Source organism: Apilactobacillus timberlakei, assembly GCF_002993965.1.
GTDB lineage: Bacteria > Bacillota > Bacilli > Lactobacillales > Lactobacillaceae > Apilactobacillus > Apilactobacillus timberlakei.
The window spans coordinates 153,370-172,967 of record NZ_POST01000001.1; the positions used below are offsets into that span (position 1 = coordinate 153,370).

The 19,598-nt window shown below is 31.5% G+C and carries 18 protein-coding genes, 1 riboswitch and 1 other annotated feature; of the genes, 8 read left to right on the plus strand and 10 right to left on the minus strand.

Annotated elements, in window-relative coordinates:
* Positions 1-42 precede the first annotated feature (42 nt).
* Together C7N71_RS00840 and C7N71_RS00845 are read right to left on the minus strand one after the other, a co-directional pair.
* Positions 43-525 (minus strand): DUF2798 domain-containing protein, encoded by a 483-nt coding sequence (locus C7N71_RS00840; RefSeq protein ID WP_105987298.1) that lies wholly within the window; start codon positions 523-525, stop codon positions 43-45.
* Positions 526-611: 86 nt separating this feature from the next.
* Positions 612-830, minus strand: coding sequence for a hypothetical protein (locus C7N71_RS00845; RefSeq protein WP_140935214.1), 219 nt, complete (start codon positions 828-830; stop codon positions 612-614).
* A 23-nt stretch (positions 831-853) separates the two neighbouring features.
* On the opposite strand from C7N71_RS00845, the gene C7N71_RS00850 reads away from it, so the two are divergent.
* Positions 854-3,214, plus strand: a complete 2,361-nt coding sequence (locus C7N71_RS00850; protein ID WP_105987300.1) for an ATP-dependent DNA helicase — start codon at positions 854-856, stop codon at positions 3,212-3,214.
* A gap of 26 nt (positions 3,215-3,240) precedes the next feature.
* Here the strand turns inward: C7N71_RS00850 and C7N71_RS00855 are convergent, their stop codons facing one another.
* A complete protein-coding gene (locus C7N71_RS00855) occupies positions 3,241-4,278 on the minus strand; it encodes a lactonase family protein (protein WP_105987301.1) in 1,038 nt (345 codons plus the stop codon).
* Positions 4,279-4,432: 154 nt separating this feature from the next.
* Positions 4,433-4,667 (plus strand) — a binding site (T-box leader).
* A 42-nt stretch (positions 4,668-4,709) separates the two neighbouring features.
* On the opposite strand from C7N71_RS00855, the gene C7N71_RS00860 reads away from it, so the two are divergent.
* The 4 genes from C7N71_RS00860 (at position 4,710) to C7N71_RS00875 (ending at position 8,041) form a co-directional block, all read left to right on the plus strand.
* A complete protein-coding gene (locus tag C7N71_RS00860) occupies positions 4,710-6,077 on the plus strand; it encodes an amino acid permease (protein WP_105987302.1) in 1,368 nt (455 codons plus the stop codon).
* A 49-nt stretch (positions 6,078-6,126) separates the two neighbouring features.
* The gene (gene mmuM, locus C7N71_RS00865) at positions 6,127-6,999 is read left to right on the plus strand and encodes a homocysteine S-methyltransferase (protein ID WP_225361863.1); all 873 of its coding nucleotides are present in this window, start codon (positions 6,127-6,129) and stop codon (positions 6,997-6,999) included.
* Between the two features lie 57 nt (positions 7,000-7,056).
* On the plus strand, positions 7,057-7,485 hold the full coding sequence (locus tag C7N71_RS00870; RefSeq protein WP_105987304.1) for a hypothetical protein: 429 nt from the start codon (positions 7,057-7,059) through the stop codon (positions 7,483-7,485).
* A gap of 106 nt (positions 7,486-7,591) precedes the next feature.
* Complete coding sequence (locus C7N71_RS00875) at positions 7,592-8,041, plus strand: Fur family transcriptional regulator (RefSeq protein WP_105987305.1); 450 nt, start codon at positions 7,592-7,594, stop codon at positions 8,039-8,041.
* A gap of 47 nt (positions 8,042-8,088) precedes the next feature.
* Here the strand turns inward: C7N71_RS00875 and C7N71_RS00880 are convergent, their stop codons facing one another.
* Genes C7N71_RS00880 through lysA form a run of 7 tightly spaced genes read right to left on the minus strand, consistent with a single transcriptional unit; the run spans position 8,089 to position 15,245 of the window.
* Positions 8,089-9,168, minus strand: coding sequence for an aspartate-semialdehyde dehydrogenase (locus C7N71_RS00880; RefSeq protein WP_105987306.1), 1,080 nt, complete (start codon positions 9,166-9,168; stop codon positions 8,089-8,091).
* A gap of 11 nt (positions 9,169-9,179) precedes the next feature.
* Positions 9,180-10,358 carry an aminotransferase class I/II-fold pyridoxal phosphate-dependent enzyme gene (locus C7N71_RS00885; RefSeq protein WP_105987307.1) on the minus strand — a complete coding sequence of 393 codons (1,179 nt, stop codon included), beginning with the start codon at positions 10,356-10,358 and terminating at the stop codon, positions 9,180-9,182.
* 15 nt (positions 10,359-10,373) lie between these two features.
* Complete coding sequence (gene dapB, locus C7N71_RS00890) at positions 10,374-11,150, minus strand: 4-hydroxy-tetrahydrodipicolinate reductase (RefSeq protein ID WP_105987308.1); 777 nt, start codon at positions 11,148-11,150, stop codon at positions 10,374-10,376.
* On the minus strand, positions 11,147-12,061 hold the full coding sequence (gene dapA, locus C7N71_RS00895; protein ID WP_105987309.1) for a 4-hydroxy-tetrahydrodipicolinate synthase: 915 nt from the start codon (positions 12,059-12,061) through the stop codon (positions 11,147-11,149). Before dapA ends, dapB begins: the two co-directional genes overlap by 4 nt.
* A gap of 9 nt (positions 12,062-12,070) precedes the next feature.
* Positions 12,071-13,213 carry an N-acetyldiaminopimelate deacetylase gene (locus C7N71_RS00900; protein ID WP_105987310.1) on the minus strand — a complete coding sequence of 381 codons (1,143 nt, stop codon included), beginning with the start codon at positions 13,211-13,213 and terminating at the stop codon, positions 12,071-12,073.
* 5 nt (positions 13,214-13,218) lie between these two features.
* On the minus strand, positions 13,219-13,923 hold the full coding sequence (gene dapD, locus C7N71_RS00905) for a 2,3,4,5-tetrahydropyridine-2,6-dicarboxylate N-acetyltransferase (protein ID WP_105987311.1): 705 nt from the start codon (positions 13,921-13,923) through the stop codon (positions 13,219-13,221).
* A 14-nt stretch (positions 13,924-13,937) separates the two neighbouring features.
* Complete coding sequence (gene lysA / locus C7N71_RS00910) at positions 13,938-15,245, minus strand: diaminopimelate decarboxylase (RefSeq protein ID WP_105987312.1); 1,308 nt, start codon at positions 15,243-15,245, stop codon at positions 13,938-13,940.
* 133 nt (positions 15,246-15,378) lie between these two features.
* Positions 15,379-15,564, minus strand: a riboswitch (Lysine riboswitch).
* Positions 15,565-15,747: 183 nt separating this feature from the next.
* Between lysA and C7N71_RS00920 the strand changes: the two genes are divergently transcribed.
* The 3 genes from C7N71_RS00920 (at position 15,748) to C7N71_RS00930 (ending at position 19,595) form a co-directional block, all read left to right on the plus strand.
* Entirely contained in the window at positions 15,748-17,106 is a 1,359-nt protein-coding gene (locus C7N71_RS00920; protein WP_105987314.1) for an aspartate kinase, read from the plus strand.
* A 12-nt stretch (positions 17,107-17,118) separates the two neighbouring features.
* A complete protein-coding gene (gene dapF / locus C7N71_RS00925) occupies positions 17,119-18,093 on the plus strand; it encodes a diaminopimelate epimerase (RefSeq protein WP_105987315.1) in 975 nt (324 codons plus the stop codon).
* A gap of 95 nt (positions 18,094-18,188) precedes the next feature.
* Positions 18,189-19,595: an MFS transporter gene (locus tag C7N71_RS00930; RefSeq protein ID WP_105987316.1), complete on the plus strand. Its 1,407-nt coding sequence runs from the start codon at positions 18,189-18,191 to the stop codon at positions 19,593-19,595.
* Positions 19,596-19,598: the final 3 nt, after the last annotated feature.

Here is a 19,598-nt window from a genome sequence, read left to right on the forward strand (position 1 = left end):
TAATAAAAAGATAGACAGCTAAATATAGCCATCTATCTTTGTTTAAACTTCATTAGAATTACTACCTGATGATTGAATTTTATTTAGTCCCATACGACTAATAGGACCAACAATAATTAATTGTAATGGTAGAGCAACGATTAAATTAAAAATCCATGCATGTACATAAATTCCAAAAGAAATATTTTCTAAACCAAATGTTACAATAATCCCAAATAGTGACATTAATGTTACCATTCCTAAGACCATTAGACATGAAATCCATAAAGCAATCTTAATTGGTGTTTCTTCCCATTCAGGTTTAAAAATAAATTTAAAAAAGACTCCTTTAACGATTGGTCCTACTAATGCTAAATCCAAAATAGCAGCAACAATTAAAGCTAATGGGTAACCTTTTAAAACATCTAAAACAAAACCTGAATTAACACCACTTGCAATAGCAATATTATATGCTTCCATAACAATAACCATCATTCCAGCCATCATTCCAGTAAACATTAATTCTTCTTTAAAATTTCTTGGCATTAATACAATCTCCTTATTAAAATAGTACTGTTATCAACAATTTCAACCATACCATGCTAAAAAATTCTTCGTAAGTTACAATTATGTTACAAATTCCATATATCTTTAATAATTTGGGTTTTCATAAATTTACATATTAATTCCACCATTTGATCTGGCATGTAAGTACCAGCATCTAACGTTGCTGGTTGCTCATTAATTTGAGTAATCATTAAATCACTATGCTTAATTTTTATATTATATTTTGCAAATACCAAAACTAATTTTTTTAATTCATTTTCATTCATACATAAAACTACTTTCATAATTTATTTTTCAGAGGTGATTTATCATTAATAAAATTGGCGTCCGTGAATTAGTAGAATTCACTCTTAGAAGTGGTGATTTAAATAGTAAGTTAAACAGTAATAATACTGCTCAACAAGGGGCTAAAATTCATCGTAAGCTACAGAAAAAACACGGCAAAGGATATCAAGCTGAAGTGCCCCTTTCCAAAAATATCAAAATGAATAATATTAATTTTAAAATTGATGGTCGCATTGACGGTCTTATTTTAAAAAAACATCAGGCAGAAATTGAAGAAATAAAAACTTCAGATATTATATTTGAAGATTTACCTAATAGTATTTTGCAACTTTATTGGGGACAAGTACAAGCTTATGCTTATTTATTAATGGATGCGAATCCTGAGATTAAAAAAGCTAAACTTAAATTAACATATGTACAGACACCTAATGAACAAATAACAGTGAAATTTAAAGAAATTAGTCAAGCCGAAGCTAAGCACTTCTTTCAATCATTAATTAATGAATATGAAGAATGGCTAAAATTACGTAGTGATATTATCGACAAACGTAATAAGTCAGCTCAATTAATGAAATTTCCATTTACAAAGTTTCGTAAAGGTCAACGTGAACTATCTGTGGCTGTTTATAAAACCATTGCATTCAATAAACATTTATTTGCCCAAGCTCCTACCGGAACTGGTAAGACCATTTCCACATTATTTCCAGCCATTAAAGGCATGGGGGAAAAATTATGTAATCGTATTTTTTATTTAACCGCTAAACAAAGTACCCAAAATATCGCTGAAAATACAATGAATTTGATGGCAAATAAAGACTTATATATCAAAAGTATTACCATAACATCAAAAGAAAAGATCACTTTTGATGAAGAAAAAGATTTAAAACCTGAGGATAATCCTTATATGGTTGGATATTATGACCGTTTAAAACCAGCTATCAAAGAAGTATTGGGAAATGAAAATCAAATAACCAGAGATGTTGTGCAAAAGTATGCCAAAAAATACATGCTAGATCCATTTGAATTTTCATTAGATTTAAGTCTTTTTTGTGACGTCATTATTTGCGACTATAATTACTTATTTGATCCACAAGTATATCTACAAAGATTTTTTGCAGTAGAAGATTCAAATAACGTGTTTTTAATTGATGAAGCTCATAATTTAGTAGATCGTTCTCGTGATATGTATTCTGCTGAATTGAGTGATAGTAAATTAAATAAATTAATAAAAATAAGCAAAAATAATCCTGATATCAACGATAAGTTGCACCGGGCTCTAAAGTCATTTAACCAATCTTTTCATATTAATACTAAAGTACTAAAAGATAATAACGTTGATCAAATAAATGTCACAGAACCACTAGATGCATTTAATAAACAAGTAAACAAATTAGTGGATAAAATGCATGATTGGCTAAAGAAAGATCATCCAGAAGACAAGTTAAATGATGAGATTTTGGAATATTATTTTAAGTTACTGCACTATCAAAAAATCAATGAATATTATGATGATACTTATACAACTAGAATTTATCATGATTACAATAACAATATTACAATCAAACTTTTCTGTATGGATCCCAGCCCTCATTTAAGTGAATCATTACAATTAGGTGGCAGTGCAATTTTATTTTCTGCAACTCTATCACCTATGAATTATTACCAAAGAGTATTAGGTCATGAAGATAATAGTTTAGCCTTTGAAATTGAATCTCCATTTCCGATTAATAATCAGCAATTAATTAGCACCAATTATATCGAAACTACTTATAAACAAAGAAATAATAGTATCAATTTAATTATTGAAAGTATATACGATATGATTAATAGTAAAAATGGACATTATATTATTTTTGCTCCATCAAACAAATATTTATCAATGATAGTTAAAGCTTTTACAACAAGATATCCTAATATAAAAATAATTATGCAACAATCATCGATGGAAGATAAGGAGCGACAAGCATTTATCAATCAATTTAAAAATAATCAAACTGAAACTTTAGTTGGTTTTGCATTATTAGGTGGAATTTTTAGTGAAGGCATTGATTTAAAATATGATGACTTAATTGGGGTTGGAATTGTTTCTGTCGGACTGCCCAGATTAAGTGCCGAAAATAATTTAATTAGAGATTATTTCGATAAAGAAAATGGTCAAGGCTTTGAATATGCTTATCAACTTCCTGGATTAAATAATGTGATGCAGGCAGCCGGTAGATTAATTAGAACTAACCATGATTTAGGAAATATTATACTTATGGACCGTAGATTCAGTAAGCAAAGATATCAAAAATTTTTCCCTAACAATTGGAATGTAAAAATTTCTTATAATAAAAATAATACTAAAACCTTAATAGATAATTTTTGGAATAATAAAAAATAACGCACAGTAAAGTGCGTTATTTTTCATTAATATTCTTGAGCTACACAAACGCCTTCTGGAACCATAAAGTCTTTTTGAATAACTGATAATTTACCAGATTCCTTGTCACGAGCATATAATGTAGCATTATCACTATTTTGATTAACAACAATTATGAAACTTTCATTTGAATTGAAGTTAAAGTCACGTGGAAAATCACCTTCAGTTGGTATTAATTGAATACGTGCAACTTTGTCGTTATCTTTCGCTTCAAAGACAGCTAAACTATTATTTCCACGGTTTGAAACATAAATAAAGCGGCCATCTTCAGACATTCTAATAGCAGCAGATCCATTATGATCCGCCCAATCATGAGGAATCGTATCTACAATATGTTTAACTTCAAATGAGCCATTTTCAGCATTATATCTTAGAACCGCTAACTTACTACTTAATTCTCCTACCAAGTAAGCAAGATGTTTCTTTGGATCAAATACAATATGTCTTGGTCCAAATCCAGGTTCCATGTGTAAACATGAAACTTCAGTTAAACTACCATCTTCATCATTAATATCATAAACATAAACACGATCTTGTCCTAAGTCAACAACAACTAAACGATTATCTGGAGTTAAATCTGCATAATGAGGATGTGCCCCATTTTGTTGCTCAGGTCTTGGACCAACATGTCCTTCATGAACAACTTTATTTTGGAAATCAATTGAACCATCTGATTCAATTTTATATACCATTACTTCACCTGTATGATAATTAGCGGTATATACAAATTGACGTTGTTCATCAACAGTAATGTAAGCCGGATTAGTGGCTTCATTAATACAACGATTAATTTCTGTAGTTGGACGAGTAGAAGCATCTAAAGCCATTGCTCCACCAGCACCGTTTTCAGCTTTATCAACTGAATAAATTTTATTATCCTTTGACATAGCTACATATGTAGGATTTCTACCTTTAGCAACGAATTGTAAATTCTTTAATTCTTTTTTGTCAGTGTCTAAATCAATTTCATAAACACCTTTACTAAGTTTCGTAGTATACGTTCCAATTAAGAACTTTTCAATCATGTTAAAATCTCACTTTCAACTAGAATTATATTAATAATGTATATCTCTATTATACATATTTTTATATCAATCAGAAATGGTTTGATAATCTTATTATCTATTTTATGTTGACTATTCATAAATTACAATTATAATTATTAATAATTAATTAAAAAATTAGGTTTTGATGAGAAAAGTATTTAATTAATAATTTTTCAGAAAGTTCATGGTTGATGAAAATGAGCAAATTGTTATTAATGAAAATGGTCTCTGAACTTTTATGGGTGATATTTAACTCATAGCGGTAAGTGCCCGATATAGCACAAAGGAATATGAAAGAAGTTCTGGATAAGGTAGTCTTGAAATAAGGCTATAAATTAAGGTGGTACAGCGAAGCATTCGCCCTTTTAAATAAGGGACGGATGCTTTTTTATTTCAAAGGAGTGATGAAAATGAGCAAACAAAGGTTATCTAAAGATTTGCAAAGTCGACATTTAATTACTATGTCATTGGGTGGAGTTATTGGTACTGGTATTTTTATGAGTACAGGATATTCAATACATTTTGCTGGCCCCATTGGAACCATTATTGCTTACATTATTGGATCATTATTAGTATGTATGGTAATGGCATGTTTGGGCGAACTATCGGTGCATGACCCTAGTACGGGAGCATTTCATACTTATGCTAGTAAATATATTAGTCCAGCAATGGGGTTTGTTGTCGCTTGGATGTATTGGCTAACTTGGACAGTTGCCTTAGGTTCTGAATTTATTGCTCTTTCAACCATTGCTAAACAATATATTAGCTTTATTCCCGTTTGGGGATATAGTTTAATTTTTGCCATTATTATTTTATTATTAAACATTATTAATATGAATTTATTTGCTAAAAGTGAACTTTACATGTCATTAATCAAAGTAATTTTATTAGTCCTATTTTTAATTATTAGTATTTTAATAATTTTCAAGATGATACCTTTTCACCACCAAAACTTTACTCCATTTTTTGGCCAATTATCCAAAAATGGAATTTTCCCAAATGGTATCTCACCAGTGATTTCAATTATCCTATCGGCTAATTTTGCTTTCTCAGGAACTGAAATGATTGCTGTAGGTGCTGGTGAAAGTAAAAACCCTAAAAAATCAGTACCTAAAGCTATTCGTAGAACACTAGTTACTCTAATTGTATTATTTATCGGTACTATTATTGCACTAGGATCAATTTTATCTCAGAATTCTTCTTCGTTATCACAAAGTCCATTCGTGACTATTTTACAATCAATAAATATTCCTTATGCGTCAGATATTATGAATATTATTTTATTTATTACTATTTTTTCAGGTGCAAATTCAGGTGTTTATGCTGCTTCTAGAATGATTTGGTCATTATCTGAAAAGAACACTTTACCTAAAAAATTATCAAAATTAAGTAAAAATGGCATTCCAATATATGGACTTGGTTTAACTATTTTAGGTGGATTCTTAGCATTATTTTCCAGTATTTATGCACCTAATACCGTTTACTTAGCATTAACTGCTATTTCAGCATTTGCAGTTGTCGTAGTTTGGCTAATTATCGGTTGGGCCCAATTAAATTTTCGTAAACAATTTATTAAGAATGGGCATTCAACAACTGAACTATCTTATAGAGCCCCATTTTATCCAATTATGCCATGGTTAGTAATTGTCACCTGTTTATTATCACTCATTGGAATCACTTTTGATCCTAATCAAAGAATTGCAATCATAATTGGGATTCCTTTCTCAATTATTTGCTATGTATCTTATAAAATATTTTACTCAAGAAAGGATGTTTAATAAAAATGAATAACTTTACAGAATGGGCAACTAAACAAAAAAAATTTTAATTGATAGTTCAATGTCAACTGGACTAGAAGAACGTGGATTAAATCTCAATGGAAAATTATGGACAGCTAAAGCATTAAAAGATCATAGTGATTTGATTAAAGATGTTCATAAATCATATTTTAATGCTGGTTCTTCAATGACTACGATTGATACCTACCAAGCAAGTGTTAGTGGATTAATGAAAAATGCTGGCTACAGTCATAGGGAAGCTCGTAAATTGATTCAAAAAGCTTTTAATGTTGCTAAAGATGCTCAAAAACTTTCAAGAAATTATCCAACTTGGTTAGCAGCTGGAATTGGTCCATATGGAGCATATTTAGCTAATGGCTCAGAATATACTGGTAACTATAATTTAACTGAAAATGAATATATACAATTTCATAAAGAAAGAATTGAAATATTGGTAAAAGCTGGAATTGATGTTTTATTGTTAGAAACTTTACCTAATTTTCAAGAAATAAAAGCACTAGTTAAATTTACTAATCAATTTAATATTCCATCAATAGTCGCTTGTTCTATGAAAGATACTACACATTTAGCAGATGGAACTAATTTTAAATTTGTACAATCATTCTTAGAAAAACAAGCAAATGTGATTGCCTATGGATTAAATTGTACTGACCCTCGAATCGTAACAAATGCATTAAAAGCAATCATTAATAATGAACCAGAACACAAAGATCTAATTGCTTTTCCCAATTCTGGCGCTAACTATAATCCCAAAATTAAAGAATGGGATAATCAAGGAATTAGTATTGAAGAATTTAATAAATTGGTTCAAGAATGGCTAAACATAGGATTAAAATATATTGGTGGATGTTGTTGTATGTCTGAACAACAGACTGCTTCTATCAATGAACATTTCTTTTAAAAATAATTTTTATGGAATATAATTAAGCTATGAACTTAATAAAGGAGTTTAATTAATATGAAAAGTTTTGAAGGCATACACCCAATTTTAACTAACCATTTAAGGTTAGATTGGTTAACAGAATTTAAACTACAGGATGTTATTGATTTTCAAAAAAAATTTGATAAAGATGCTAACATTAAATCAACCGGCGATTTCATCAATGAAGCAATGAAGGATGTTATGAGACAAAAAGCCCTTTTATGGGGAATTGAAGATAAAGAAACTCATAAATTCATGGGTATGGGTGGTATTGCTAATATTAGCGACGATGATACTGCCCCTACTATTTATATTCAAGCTATTGATAGCATGGACACTGGTTTAGAATTAGAATTAATCAATCGTATTCATATATTAGCTAAAAACTACTGGCCTACTGCCAAATTCAGTTATAATGTTTATCCATCTAATGCAGAAATTGAACGTCATCTAAAACTTTACTAATTTCAGCTTTATTTAATAGCTATTTGTTTGATTTATTATATAATTAATTTTATTATTAAGATAATAATAATTCTAAACTAGCTTATTATTTAAGGAGGGATATTATATGCACAATGAAACATATCAAAAAGCTTTAGATACTTTGCGTGAAAGTAAAATTAGAATTACTCCTCAACGACAAATTATTCTTAAGTATTTGATTAATAATGATAATCATCCTTCTGTAGATACTATTTATGAAGCATTAAAAAAGGAATTCTCTAATCTGAGTGTTGCCACTATTTATAATAGTTTACAATTATTCGAAAAATTAGGAATTATTATTGAATTACCTGCTGAAGACGGCGGTATTCGTTATGATTTCTTTGGCACTCCACATTTTCATGCAATTTGTGAAAACTGCGGTAAAATTATTGATGTAGAATATCCAGATTATAAGAGTTTAGAACAATCATTAAGTAAAACTACAGAAGAACAAACTGGATTCAAGGTTAAACAAAGTCATATTGAAGTATATGGCTTATGCAAAGAATGTCAAGCAAAACTAAGCAAATAAAAAAATGGTCATCAGATATATTCTGGTGACCATTTTTCACTTGTTATTTAACCTTGATAATGATCCTTAGGTACACTAACTAGATCTTCATCAACTAAGCGTTCCGCATTTTCAACCGTATTCCAAGCAGCTCCTTTTAGTAGGTTATCTGCAACAACCCACATATTAAAACATCCCTTATTTTCTTGATCGGGACGAATTCTTCCAGCAAAAGTTTCACGCTTGCCTTCAGCATTTAATGGTTGAGGATATACTTGATGCTCTGGATCATCTTGCAAAGTTACTCCTGCAGCATCACTAATAGTCTTTTTAATATCAGCTGCACTAGCATTCTTATCCTTAACTTCGAAGTACACAGATTCACCATGTGAAATAGGCACTGGAACACGAACACAAGTAGCAGTAACTTTTAAATCAGAAGCGTTCATGTCATTAAGCATAATTTTCTTAGTTTCATGAATCATTTTCCATTCTTCATGAGTGTATCCTTCGTCCTCAAAAACATCAATTTGAGGAAGTAAGTTGAATGCTAATGGATAATGTTTCTTATCACCCGCTGTTGGCAAAATATCAGCAGACATTTGCTTACCATCTAAGTAGTCTTTTGCTTGTTGATAAAATTCATTTAAAGCAGATTGTCCAGCTCCTGATGCAGCTTGATATGTAGAAACAATAACTTGCTTTAATCCATACTTCTTAAACACTGGAGCTAAAGCAACTACCATTTGAATAGTAGAACAATTTGGATTAGCAATAATCCCCTTATGATTCTTTAATTGTTCTGGATTTACTTCAGGAACAACTAATGGAACTTCTGGATCCATTCTAAATGCGCTTGTATTATCAACACAAACAGCGCCACGCTTAACGGCTTCTGGTAGGAACTTCTTGGAAGCAGCTCCGCCAGCTGAAGCTAATACTAGATCAACATTATCAAATGAATCATTTGTAGTTTCTTCAACCGTTATTTTTTCGCCCTTAAATTCCATTTTCTTCCCAGCAGAACGAGCTGAAGCTAATAGTTTCAAGGATTTAACTGGAACCGTTGAATTAGCTAATTGATCAACCATTCTCATCCCAACAGCACCAGTTGCACCTAAAATTGCTACATTGTATTCCTTCATCATAATTACCTTCTTTAATTATTTAAAAATTGTTCGATTCTATTCATTGCTTCTTTAATGTTTTCATCTGAAGCAGCGTAAGATAAGCGAATGTATCCTTGACCACCCTTACCAAAACAACTTCCTGGAATTACTCCTACTTTAGCCTTTTCAGCTAGAGATAAAGCAAATTTGGTATCGTCTTTACCAAAACGGTCAGGGATTTTAACAAATACATAGAATGCTCCACTAGGCATTGCCATTTCAAAACCAAAACTAGTTAATTTTTCACTAATAAAATCACGACGACGTTTATAAATATCACGCATTTTTTTAGGATCTTTCAAACCATTTTTAAGCGCTTCATAAGCAGCCATTTGAGTTACGTCTGGTGGACATGTAACCATAAATGCATGTACCATTAATAACTTCTTAATAAATGAATAGGGTCCACAAACATAACCAACTCGCCAACCAGTCATAGCATGTGATTTAGATAAACCATTAATGTAAATAGTTTGTTCCGGAAGAAAGCTAGCTAAGGACTTATGCTTAACATCATATGTTAGTTCGCAATAAATCTCATCAGTAATTGCAAAAATATTATATTGTTGAATAACATCTGCCAGTGACTTAACTTCATCCGGTGAGTATTCAATACCAGTCGGATTTCCTGGATAATTAAGTAATACTGCTTTAACTTGATCACCATATTTATCCAATACTGCTTTTAATTGATCTGGTTGCAATTTAAAACCATTATTTGAAGTATCTAAGTCAATGGCTTTACCACCTAATAAAGTAATAATGGGTTCATATAATGAAAATAATGGAGTTGGTAAGATAACCACATCACCAGGGTTAAGCAATGTTTCAAAGGTGGCATAAATAGCTTCGGTGGCTCCAATAGTAACTACAATTTCATCTTCTGCATTATAATTTAATTCATAATTTTGAAACAAATATTTATGAATAGCTTTACGCAATTGTAATTTACCTGCCTGATTTGAATAATGAGAATCATCAGCATCAATGCTATTTTTCGCAGCATCCTTAATGTGATCAGGAGTATTTAAGTCCGGTTCACCAATTGTTAGTTTAATAATATCTTTTATTTTAGAAATTTGGGTATCAAATCCTCTAATGTTAGAAGGTTGAATTGAATTTAAACGTTGATTATAAGTTTGCGTTAATCCCAAAGATAATTCTGGCATTTTATATCATCTTTTCTATAGAATATTTTCTAGTCCAATTAATAAGTGGTCTAAGTTACTAACTTTTTGAATTGCAACTTTAACCCCTTTCATAAATGAACCACGATCAAATGAATCTTGACGAAGGGTTAAGGCTTCGCCAGCCCCACCAAATAAGACTTGTTCATGGGCAACATATCCTGGCAAACGCACTGCATGAACATGCACACCATCATATGTACCACCACGTGAACCAGATAAATTATCTTTAATTTCGTCATCACTAACTGCGCTATCGTCACGATTTTGACCAATAATTTTAGCCGTATTTAAGGCCGTTCCCGATGGTGCATCTTTTTTATCTTGGTGATGCATTTCAATTACTTCAGCATCAGGAAAGTATTTAGCAGCTTCACCAGCAAATTTCATTAAAAGAACCGCTGATAAGCCAAAATTAGGTGCAATAATACCCCCCATCTGTTTATCCTTGGATAAACTAATTAGTTCTTTTTGGTGTTCATCACTCATTCCACTAGTACCAATTACTGGATGGATATTATGTTCAATAGCAAATTTTGTATTTTCATAAACTGCATCTGGTTGAGTAAAGTCCACCCAGACATCAAAATTATCAGTAATTTGATTTAATGAATTATAGATATTAACTTCACTAGATAAATTATATTTAGAATGATCATCAGTACAATGTGGTGAATAAACGCCACTCAATTGCATATCATCATTACTATTTATTAAATTAATTGCTTTTTGTCCCATTGAGCCAGTAAAACCGGCTAATAAAATTTTAATCATAGTTTTAACTCCTTTGGTAAAGAATTTAATAATGCATCATGACTTAAACCTAAATTATCGGCTAAACGTTGTTTTTCTTTATTGTTTAATGAAAGAATTGGTAAACGACAAGCACCAACTTGATATCCTTGCGCACTCATAACTGCTTTTACAGGTGATGGTGATGGATACATAAACAATGCTGACATCTTTGGCGTTAGTTTTCTTTGCATCGCACCAGCAGCTTTATAATTACCGGACTCTAAATCATCATACATTTCACGCATTGCATTGCCATAAATATGAGATGCAACTGAAATAACTCCATTTGCGCCAATTGACTTAGCAAATAATGCTTGCGCATCCTCACCGGTATAGATATTGAAATTATCATCAGTATTTTCAACTAGATATTCCAAATCTCCCATTGAAGTACATTGTTTTACTCCCAAAATATTTTCATTGTGAGACAATTCAATCACTGTTTCATTACTCATAGTGATGCCAGTTCTACCAGGAATATTATAAATAATTAATGGTACATTAGATTGCTTAGCGACCGCTTCAAAATGAGCCTTCATGCAACGCTGATTAGGCTTATTATAATAAGGCACCACTACTAAAGCTGCATCAATCCCATTAATCATACTAACTTCCTTAGTAAAATTGATGGTTTCTTGAGTATTATTACTACCAGTTCCCGCAATAATTGAACCGCGACCGTCAACAATGTCAACAAAGCGACGATATAGTTCAATTTTCTCATCGTGAGTTAATGTAGGAGTTTCTCCAGTAGTACCACCAATAACAAATCCTCGACTACCTGTGTTTAAGCAATGATCAGTAATCGCTTTTAATGCATCAAAATCAATTTTGCCGTCATTATCAAAAGGCGTAATAATTGCCGTCATTAAATCTACATTTTCAAACATAATTATCACCTATTCTTTCATTCGATTTTCTAAGAAACTAGTAATTGCATTAACCCCTTTACCAATAGAACTTTCATCTGGTGTTAAAGTTGCTGTGTGCAACGATGAATCATCGCCAACCCCTAGCCAAAACATGGTTCCTGGAATCTTAGATAATAAGTAACCAAAATCTTCTCCAGTCATCGCTGGCTGGGTTTCAATAAAATCAACGTCTGAATTATTTTTCATAAAATTAATAAAGCCTTTAGTTAATGCTGAATTATTTTTCACTGGATAATAACCACCTTGATTTAACTCTAAATCAATTTTACAGTTATAGCTCAATTCAATGCCATGACAAATGTCTTTTAATCTTTGATCAATTAGTTCAATCATTGATTGCGTTAATCCACGAATTGTTCCTTCAATTCTGGCATGACCAGCAATTACATTCCGAATTGTTCCAGCTTCAATTTTACCTAAAGTAATAACACCACTTTGAATTGGATCAATACTTCTAGAAATAATTGTTTGAATTTGACTAATTAGTTGTGCAGCTGCAACAACCATATCATTAGCATTTTGTGGATAAGCAGCATGTCCACCTTTACCAGTTAAATCAATATTAATTTCAGTAGTGCCAGCAAATAACGTTCCCATTCGACATCCAATTGAACCAGCAGGTAGACTAGGATTATCATGCAATCCATAAAATTCATTGATCCTAAACTGGTCGCTAAATGCATTAGCTTCGTATGCTAACCGTCCACCACTTTCGCTCTCTTCAGCTGGTTGAAAGAAAAATACTAAATTATCTTTAGGCTGATGCTCAGTAAAATAATGTAAAATACCTAAAGCAACTGTCATATGTACATCATGTCCACAAGCATGCATAACCCCTGGATGAATTGATGAAAATGGCAAATTAGTTTTTTCTTCAATCGGCAGTGCATCAATGTCAGTTCGATAACCAATTGTGCGATTAGGGTTACTTCCTTTAATTCTTACCAAAATAGCAGTAGGTAAAGATTCAATACTCCCTAAAGTTAAATATTTTTGTTTAAAACTTCCTATTATATGCAATAAATAATCATGAGTTTGATTTTCATGTAATGCTAATTCAGGAATCTGATGCAAATGACGCCTAATATCAATTAAATTCATTTCAGACATTTAAATCACAACTTTCTTAAATCATCTTCAAGACTAGTCTTAGATTGTGTTTTAGCATCAACGTCCTTAATTTTACGAGCTGGAGTGCCAGCAACCATTGTATATGGAGCAACGTCTGAAGTAACAATTGCACCAGCTGCTACAACTGCACCCTTGCCAACATGGACTCCTTCAATGACTACTGCATTGGCACCAATTAAAACATCATCATCAATTTGTACTGGCTTAGCTGATGCTGGTTCAATTACACCAGCCAAGACAGCACCAGCACCAATATGAGAATGACTTCCAACAAAGGCTCGTCCGCCCATTACAACTCCCATATCAATCATGGAGCCTTCACCAATTTCACAACCAATATTTATAATGGCACCCATCATAACTACAGCATTGTCAGCAATCTTTACTTGATCACGAATAACTGCTCCTGGTTCAATACGCGCATTTACATTCTTTAAATTTAATAAAGGAACCGCTGAATTACGCGCATTATTTTCAATTTCGTAATCGTCAATCAAATCAGATTTAAGTAAAGGTTCTACATCTTTCCAATCACCAAAAATGGTAGCTGTATGAGCTTCTTTAAAGACCTTAATTGAATTTGGGAAATCAATTTTATCCATTTGACCACTAATATAAACCTTAACTGGAGTTTTCTTTTCTGCATTTCCAATATAATTAATAATTTCGTGTGCATCTAAATTTGCCATTTTTATATCTCCCTTTATTTCAATTTATTATCTAATTCATATAAATCTGTATAATTTTGACGACGAGTGACTAATTGCTCTTTACCGTTTTCAACAAAAACAATTGCTGGTTTAGGATTCAAATTATAGTTAGATGCCATTGAATACCCATAAGCACCAGTATCTAACATTACAATTACATCCCCTGGTTTTGTTTCAGGTAATGGTTGATTCTTAATCAAAACATCTCCTGATTCACAATATTTACCAACCAAATGAACATTCTCAACTGCACTACGTAATGGATGATCAGCCATTACTGCTTCATATTTGGCGTCATACAACATTGGTCTAATATTGTCACCCATACCACCGTCCACTGAAACATAAGATTTAATACCAGGAACGTCTTTTCTAGAACCAATACGATATAAGTTATATCCAGCATTTCCCACAATTGAACGCCCCGGTTCAATCCAAATAGCTGGCATCTTTAAACCTTCAACTTTAGTTCTAGCTTTAACTGTATCAACAATTTTTTGTACGAATGCTTCTGGCCTTAATGGATCATCCTCATCTGTATATTGAATACCAAATCCACCGCCAACATTGATCACTTGAGCTTCATATCCATATTCTTGTTTCCATTCAGATGCTAAATCAACTAGCTTACTAGCAGCCATCTCAAAACCCTTTAATTCAAAAACTTGTGAACCAATATGTGCGTGAATACCTAATAAATGAATTGATTTATTGGCATGCACAATTTCAAAAGCTTTTTTAGCTTCACCAGATTCTAAGTCAAAGCCAAATTTACTATCAGTTTGACCAGTTTGAATAAATTCATGTGTATGTGCTGAAATTCCAGGTGTAATCCTTAACATGACATCACAATGAGTATTCATATCAGTCAACAATTGATTTAATAAATCAATTTCGTGAAAATTATCTAACATAATTACACCGACATGATTTTCCAAAGCCATTCTTAATTCATCTTCAGATTTATTATTACCGTGAAAGCTAATTCTGCTTACTGGAAAACCCGCATGTAATGCCATTGATAATTCTCCACCAGAAACTACATCAATATGACCTTGTTCTTGATTGACTAATTGATACATTGCAGTGTTCGCAAAAGCTTTGCTAGCATAACAAACAGCATAATCAATATTACTTTTTTCAAAAACTGCTTTGAATTTTCTAATTTGTGATCTAATTTTGCCAGTATCATATACAACGAGTGGTGTTCCAAATTGATTTGCTAAATCAATGGCATCACACCCACCAATTTCTAGATGACCTGCTTCATTAATATTTTGCTTTGTTATTTGTTTCGTCATAATAAACATGCCCTTCTATCGAATTTATTCGTTCGATTTCGGCCAATTGAAAACAAAAAGGATTCCTTTGCATGAATGTGGTTACACTCGTACAAAAGAATCCAAATTTAATGTTCTTCTCATTTTCGGTTTCAATTGTCGAAAGCGCTCCACAAGAAATATTTTCTTGTGACAGTCCATGATCTATTAAACCATGTCCCAGCAAATAACTACCCACAAGTAATTTTTGCTTCGGCAACCTCGCCTTTCAACAAACTTTAAAAATCATTGTAGTGACTGAGTTTATCTAATATTCTTGGTTGCGACCTCTTCGATTAATTACATAATAAAACTATTTGCCTACTTAAGTCAACTACTTTTTATAACATATTTTTTATATTTTTTATTTACTATATATACATTTTAAAAATGCATCCATCAAATAAATATGCTGCTTGTCTAATTTTATTTTAATGTTAGAATGCAAATTAATTAGAAAGATTAAATTGTGAGATGATATTAGATGACAAAGTTAATAAAATTTGGTGGCAGTTCACTAGCTAATGGTGATCAATACAAAAAAGTAATTAATATAATCAAAAAAGATAAAACACGACAAATCATCGTCTTATCAGCTCCTGGTAAAAGATTTGATGATGATATTAAAGTAACCGATTTATTAATTCAATATGCAAAAGCTGTGATTAATAAACAAGATTATAAAGATATCTTAAATAATATTATTGGGCGATATAAAGATATTGCTGATACATATGATATTAGTGATGATGAATTTGCTCCAATTGTAAGTATTTTTAATAATCTACCTAAGCAAAAATATTCTAATAATGAATATTTATTGGCGGCTTTTAAAGCACACGGTGAAAGAATGAACGCTAAATTAATGTCAATTGTGCTAAATCACTTAAACATTAAAGCTAAGTTCGTAGATCCTAAAGAATTGGGAATTGTTGTTTCTAAAGAGGATCCTAATGCTGCTGATGTGCTCAAAGAAACATATGAAAATTTGGGTCACTTTGGTTACGGTAATGAAAAACTAGTTATTCCTGGCTTCTTTGGATATACAAAAGATGGCAACATGGCAACTTTTGCACGCGGTGGTTCAGATATCACTGGATCAATTATTGCAAATGGACTAAATATTCCAATGTATGAGAATTTCACTGATGTTAGTTCAATTTATTCTGCTAATCCAAAAATTATCAATCACCCTGTTCCAATTAAGAAAATGACCTATCGTGAAATGCGTGAACTTGCATATGCTGGCTTTTCCGTTTTTAACGATGAAGCTATTATCCCTGCAATTAAGGGGAATGTAACCATTAATGTTAAAAATACTAATATGCCAGATAAACCTGGAACATTAATTGTGCCAGAAGGTTCATTTCAACCTGAACATCCTATTACTGGAGTGTCATCATCGAAACATTTTTCAGCACTTTATTTACATAAATACTTGCTAAATAAAGAGGTTGGAATAACTTTAAAATTACTGCAAATTTTTCAAAAATATAATATTTCATACGAACATATGCCATCCGGAATTGATGATTTAACCGTTATTTTTAATAAAGAAAGTTTAGATAAAATTACGATTAAAAGTTTATGTAAAGAAATTCAAGAAAGTATCAAACCTGATAAATTAAATTGGATTGACGATTATGCTATTATCATGGTGGTTGGTGAAGGTATGCGTGATGCTGCAACTACTATTAGTGACATTATTGATCCCATAACCAATGAAAACATCCCTATCCACATGATTAACCAAGGTGCTTCCCAAATTTCTATCATGATTGGGACTAGAGAAGCTAATGCTAATCAAGCTGTTAAAAGTATCTACAATGAATTCTTTGAATAAGGAGTAATTAATATGATTAATTTGTTTTATGTACATGGTTCTGWAAACCATTTTTATATTTTAGATCAAACATTACTCAATAATAAGCTCAATGATATTGAATTAATAAAATTAACAAAATCAATAACTAACAAAGATAATGATTTGAATCCAGCAGATGGCTTATTAGTTGTTAATGAATCAAGTCATCAAGATGCTTTAGCTCAAATGAGAGTAATCAATGCTGATGGTAGTGAAGCCTCAATGTGTGGTAACGGCTTAAGATGTGTAGCTAGATATTTATCCAATAAATACCATAAAGATAGTTTTAAGGTAGAAACTAAATCAGCTGATTTATTAGTAAACCAACATGCAGACTTATCACATAATGTTGCTGCTTTTAGTGTCGAAATATCACCGGTTTATTTTGATGGTAAATATTTTCCATTTCAAAATTTAAACACTACTAACATTTTAAACACTGCATTACCACAATTAAGCGACCATTTAAGATTTACTGCAATTGCGGTTCCTAATCCACACCTAATTAGTTTTGTAGAAAATGATCATGATTTAAATGAAACTTTAGGCGAAATTGGTAAAAAATTAAATGACCCTAACCCTTATTTTACTGATGGTGTTAATGTTAATTTTGCTAAAATATTAAGTCGCAATAAGTTATTTGTACATACTTATGAACGTGGTGTCGGTTTCACTAACGCTTGTGGAACTGGAATGTCAGCAACTTCATTAGCATTTGCAATTAACTTTCCTAATTTAGTAAATACTAAAGAACCGATTGATGTGTATAATCCTGGTGGAATGGTCCAAACTAAAGTTCATAACACTCCTAATAATCAGTGGATTGAATTAATTGGTAATGCCACTTTTGTTGGAAAGCTATCAATTTCAGAAGAAAATTTACATGCTGCAGAAGTTAATAATATTAGCTTTACTGATACAGGTGAAGAATTAGATTATCAAAAATTTGTTGATTCAATCAAATAAAAGAAGGCATTCACTCAAAGTGGATGTCTTTTTAGTTAATGCAAATTCATTTTATCTGATACAATATTAGATAACTAAGTTAAGGAAGTGAAAATATGAAGCATAAACAAATGCTTATTATTTTGTCTGTAGCAATTGTTTCATTTTTAGGAACAGTGGATATGAGCATTGTAAATACTGCATTACCGCAAATTTCTAAGGACTTAAATGTTCCAATGAATCAAGCAGAATGGATTTCATCAGCATACCTAGTCCTAATATGTATGTCATTGATTCTTTTTGGTAAGCTCGGTGATCAATTAAGTAAAGCTAAGATCTTTCAACTAGGAACTTTAGTTTTTACAATTAGTTCATTAGCTTGTGGGATTAGTACAAATCTGGTTATCCTGTTGATTGCTCGTTGTCTGCAAGGATTAGGTGCATCAATGACTATGGCAACCAATCTAGGTATTATTACCGAATCAGTGCCATTTAGTTCACGTGGTAAAGCATTAGGTATTAATACCACAATTGGACAATTAGGATACATTGCTGGTCCTGCAGTGGCTGGAATCATATTATCAATTGCTAGTTGGAACTGGATCTTTTTATTCAATGTGCCAATTGGAATTGCAGCATTTATTTTTGGTGAATTTGTTTATAGTAAGCCTGATAAAAACAAACCCAATCCCAAATTAAATATTGATTATTTAGGATTTATAACATTAGCACTGGCTATTGGCCTATTCTTTATTGCAATTTTTACTGGACAAGAAATTGGTTTTAGTAATTTAGGTGTGATTGTTGCATTCATTATTACTGCCATTTTAATTATTTCTTTTATTAGAATTGAGCTAAAAGTTTCAGAGCCTATTTTAGATTTATCATTATTTAAAAACCCTGGTTTTACAATCAGTATTATTTCTTTAATGTTCATGTATATTATTATTTACTTTAATAACGTGTTATTGCCATTTTATATTCAAGATAATCTAAAATTTTCCCCTTCTCAAACTGGTTTCATGATGAGCGTTCTACCGGTGGTAAATGTCTTTACGGCTTATTTAGGTGGAGTGCTTTGTGATAAATATGGTGCTGTTAAAATGTCATTTAGAGCATCCATTATCTTTGTAATTGCTGAAATCATCTTTGCTGTGGTTCAACCAACTTGGCCGTTAGCAATTCTATTATTTGGTTTTATGGTATTTGCCACTGCAAATGGATTATTCCAAAACAACCCAATGGTAATGGAAAATGCTAGTAAAGAACAGCAAGGAGTTGCTGGTTCAGTACTAGCATTAAGTCGTAATATTGGTTTTACCGTTGGATTATCCCTATCAACATCGTTGTTATATACCGGAATGAGTTTTAAAGCTAATCGTTCAATAACAACTTACCCGTTTGGACATGATGATTGGTTCCTATTTGGGATGCATTTTACCTACTGGATAGCTGCCTTAATTATGATGGCAGTTACTATAATGCTAATTTGGTTAATGCATCATCGTAAAAATATAAAATAAAAA

Excerpts from the sequence above, each read along its gene's own strand:
- C7N71_RS00855 (WP_105987301.1), bottom strand. The coding sequence starts at position 4,278 with ATGATTGAAAAGTTCTTAATTGGAACGTATACTACGAAACTTAGTAAA.
- C7N71_RS00870 (WP_105987304.1), top strand. The coding sequence starts at position 7,057 with ATGAAAAGTTTTGAAGGCATACACCCAATTTTAACTAACCATTTAAGG.
- C7N71_RS00845 (WP_140935214.1), bottom strand. The coding sequence starts at position 830 with ATGAAAGTAGTTTTATGTATGAATGAAAATGAATTAAAAAAATTAGTT.
- dapB (WP_105987308.1), bottom strand. The coding sequence starts at position 11,150 with ATGATTAAAATTTTATTAGCCGGTTTTACTGGCTCAATGGGACAAAAA.
- C7N71_RS00920 (WP_105987314.1), top strand. The coding sequence starts at position 15,748 with ATGACAAAGTTAATAAAATTTGGTGGCAGTTCACTAGCTAATGGTGAT.
- C7N71_RS00885 (WP_105987307.1), bottom strand. The coding sequence starts at position 10,358 with ATGCCAGAATTATCTTTGGGATTAACGCAAACTTATAATCAACGTTTA.
- C7N71_RS00900 (WP_105987310.1), bottom strand. The coding sequence starts at position 13,213 with ATGTCTGAAATGAATTTAATTGATATTAGGCGTCATTTGCATCAGATT.
- C7N71_RS00840 (WP_105987298.1), bottom strand. The coding sequence starts at position 525 with ATGCCAAGAAATTTTAAAGAAGAATTAATGTTTACTGGAATGATGGCT.
- C7N71_RS00930 (WP_105987316.1), top strand. The coding sequence starts at position 18,189 with ATGAAGCATAAACAAATGCTTATTATTTTGTCTGTAGCAATTGTTTCA.
- dapD (WP_105987311.1), bottom strand. The coding sequence starts at position 13,923 with ATGGCAAATTTAGATGCACACGAAATTATTAATTATATTGGAAATGCA.
- dapA (WP_105987309.1), bottom strand. The coding sequence starts at position 12,061 with ATGTTTGAAAATGTAGATTTAATGACGGCAATTATTACGCCTTTTGAT.
- C7N71_RS00875 (WP_105987305.1), top strand. The coding sequence starts at position 7,592 with ATGCACAATGAAACATATCAAAAAGCTTTAGATACTTTGCGTGAAAGT.
- C7N71_RS00880 (WP_105987306.1), bottom strand. The coding sequence starts at position 9,168 with ATGATGAAGGAATACAATGTAGCAATTTTAGGTGCAACTGGTGCTGTT.
- lysA (WP_105987312.1), bottom strand. The coding sequence starts at position 15,245 with ATGACGAAACAAATAACAAAGCAAAATATTAATGAAGCAGGTCATCTA.
- C7N71_RS00860 (WP_105987302.1), top strand. The coding sequence starts at position 4,710 with ATGAGCAAACAAAGGTTATCTAAAGATTTGCAAAGTCGACATTTAATT.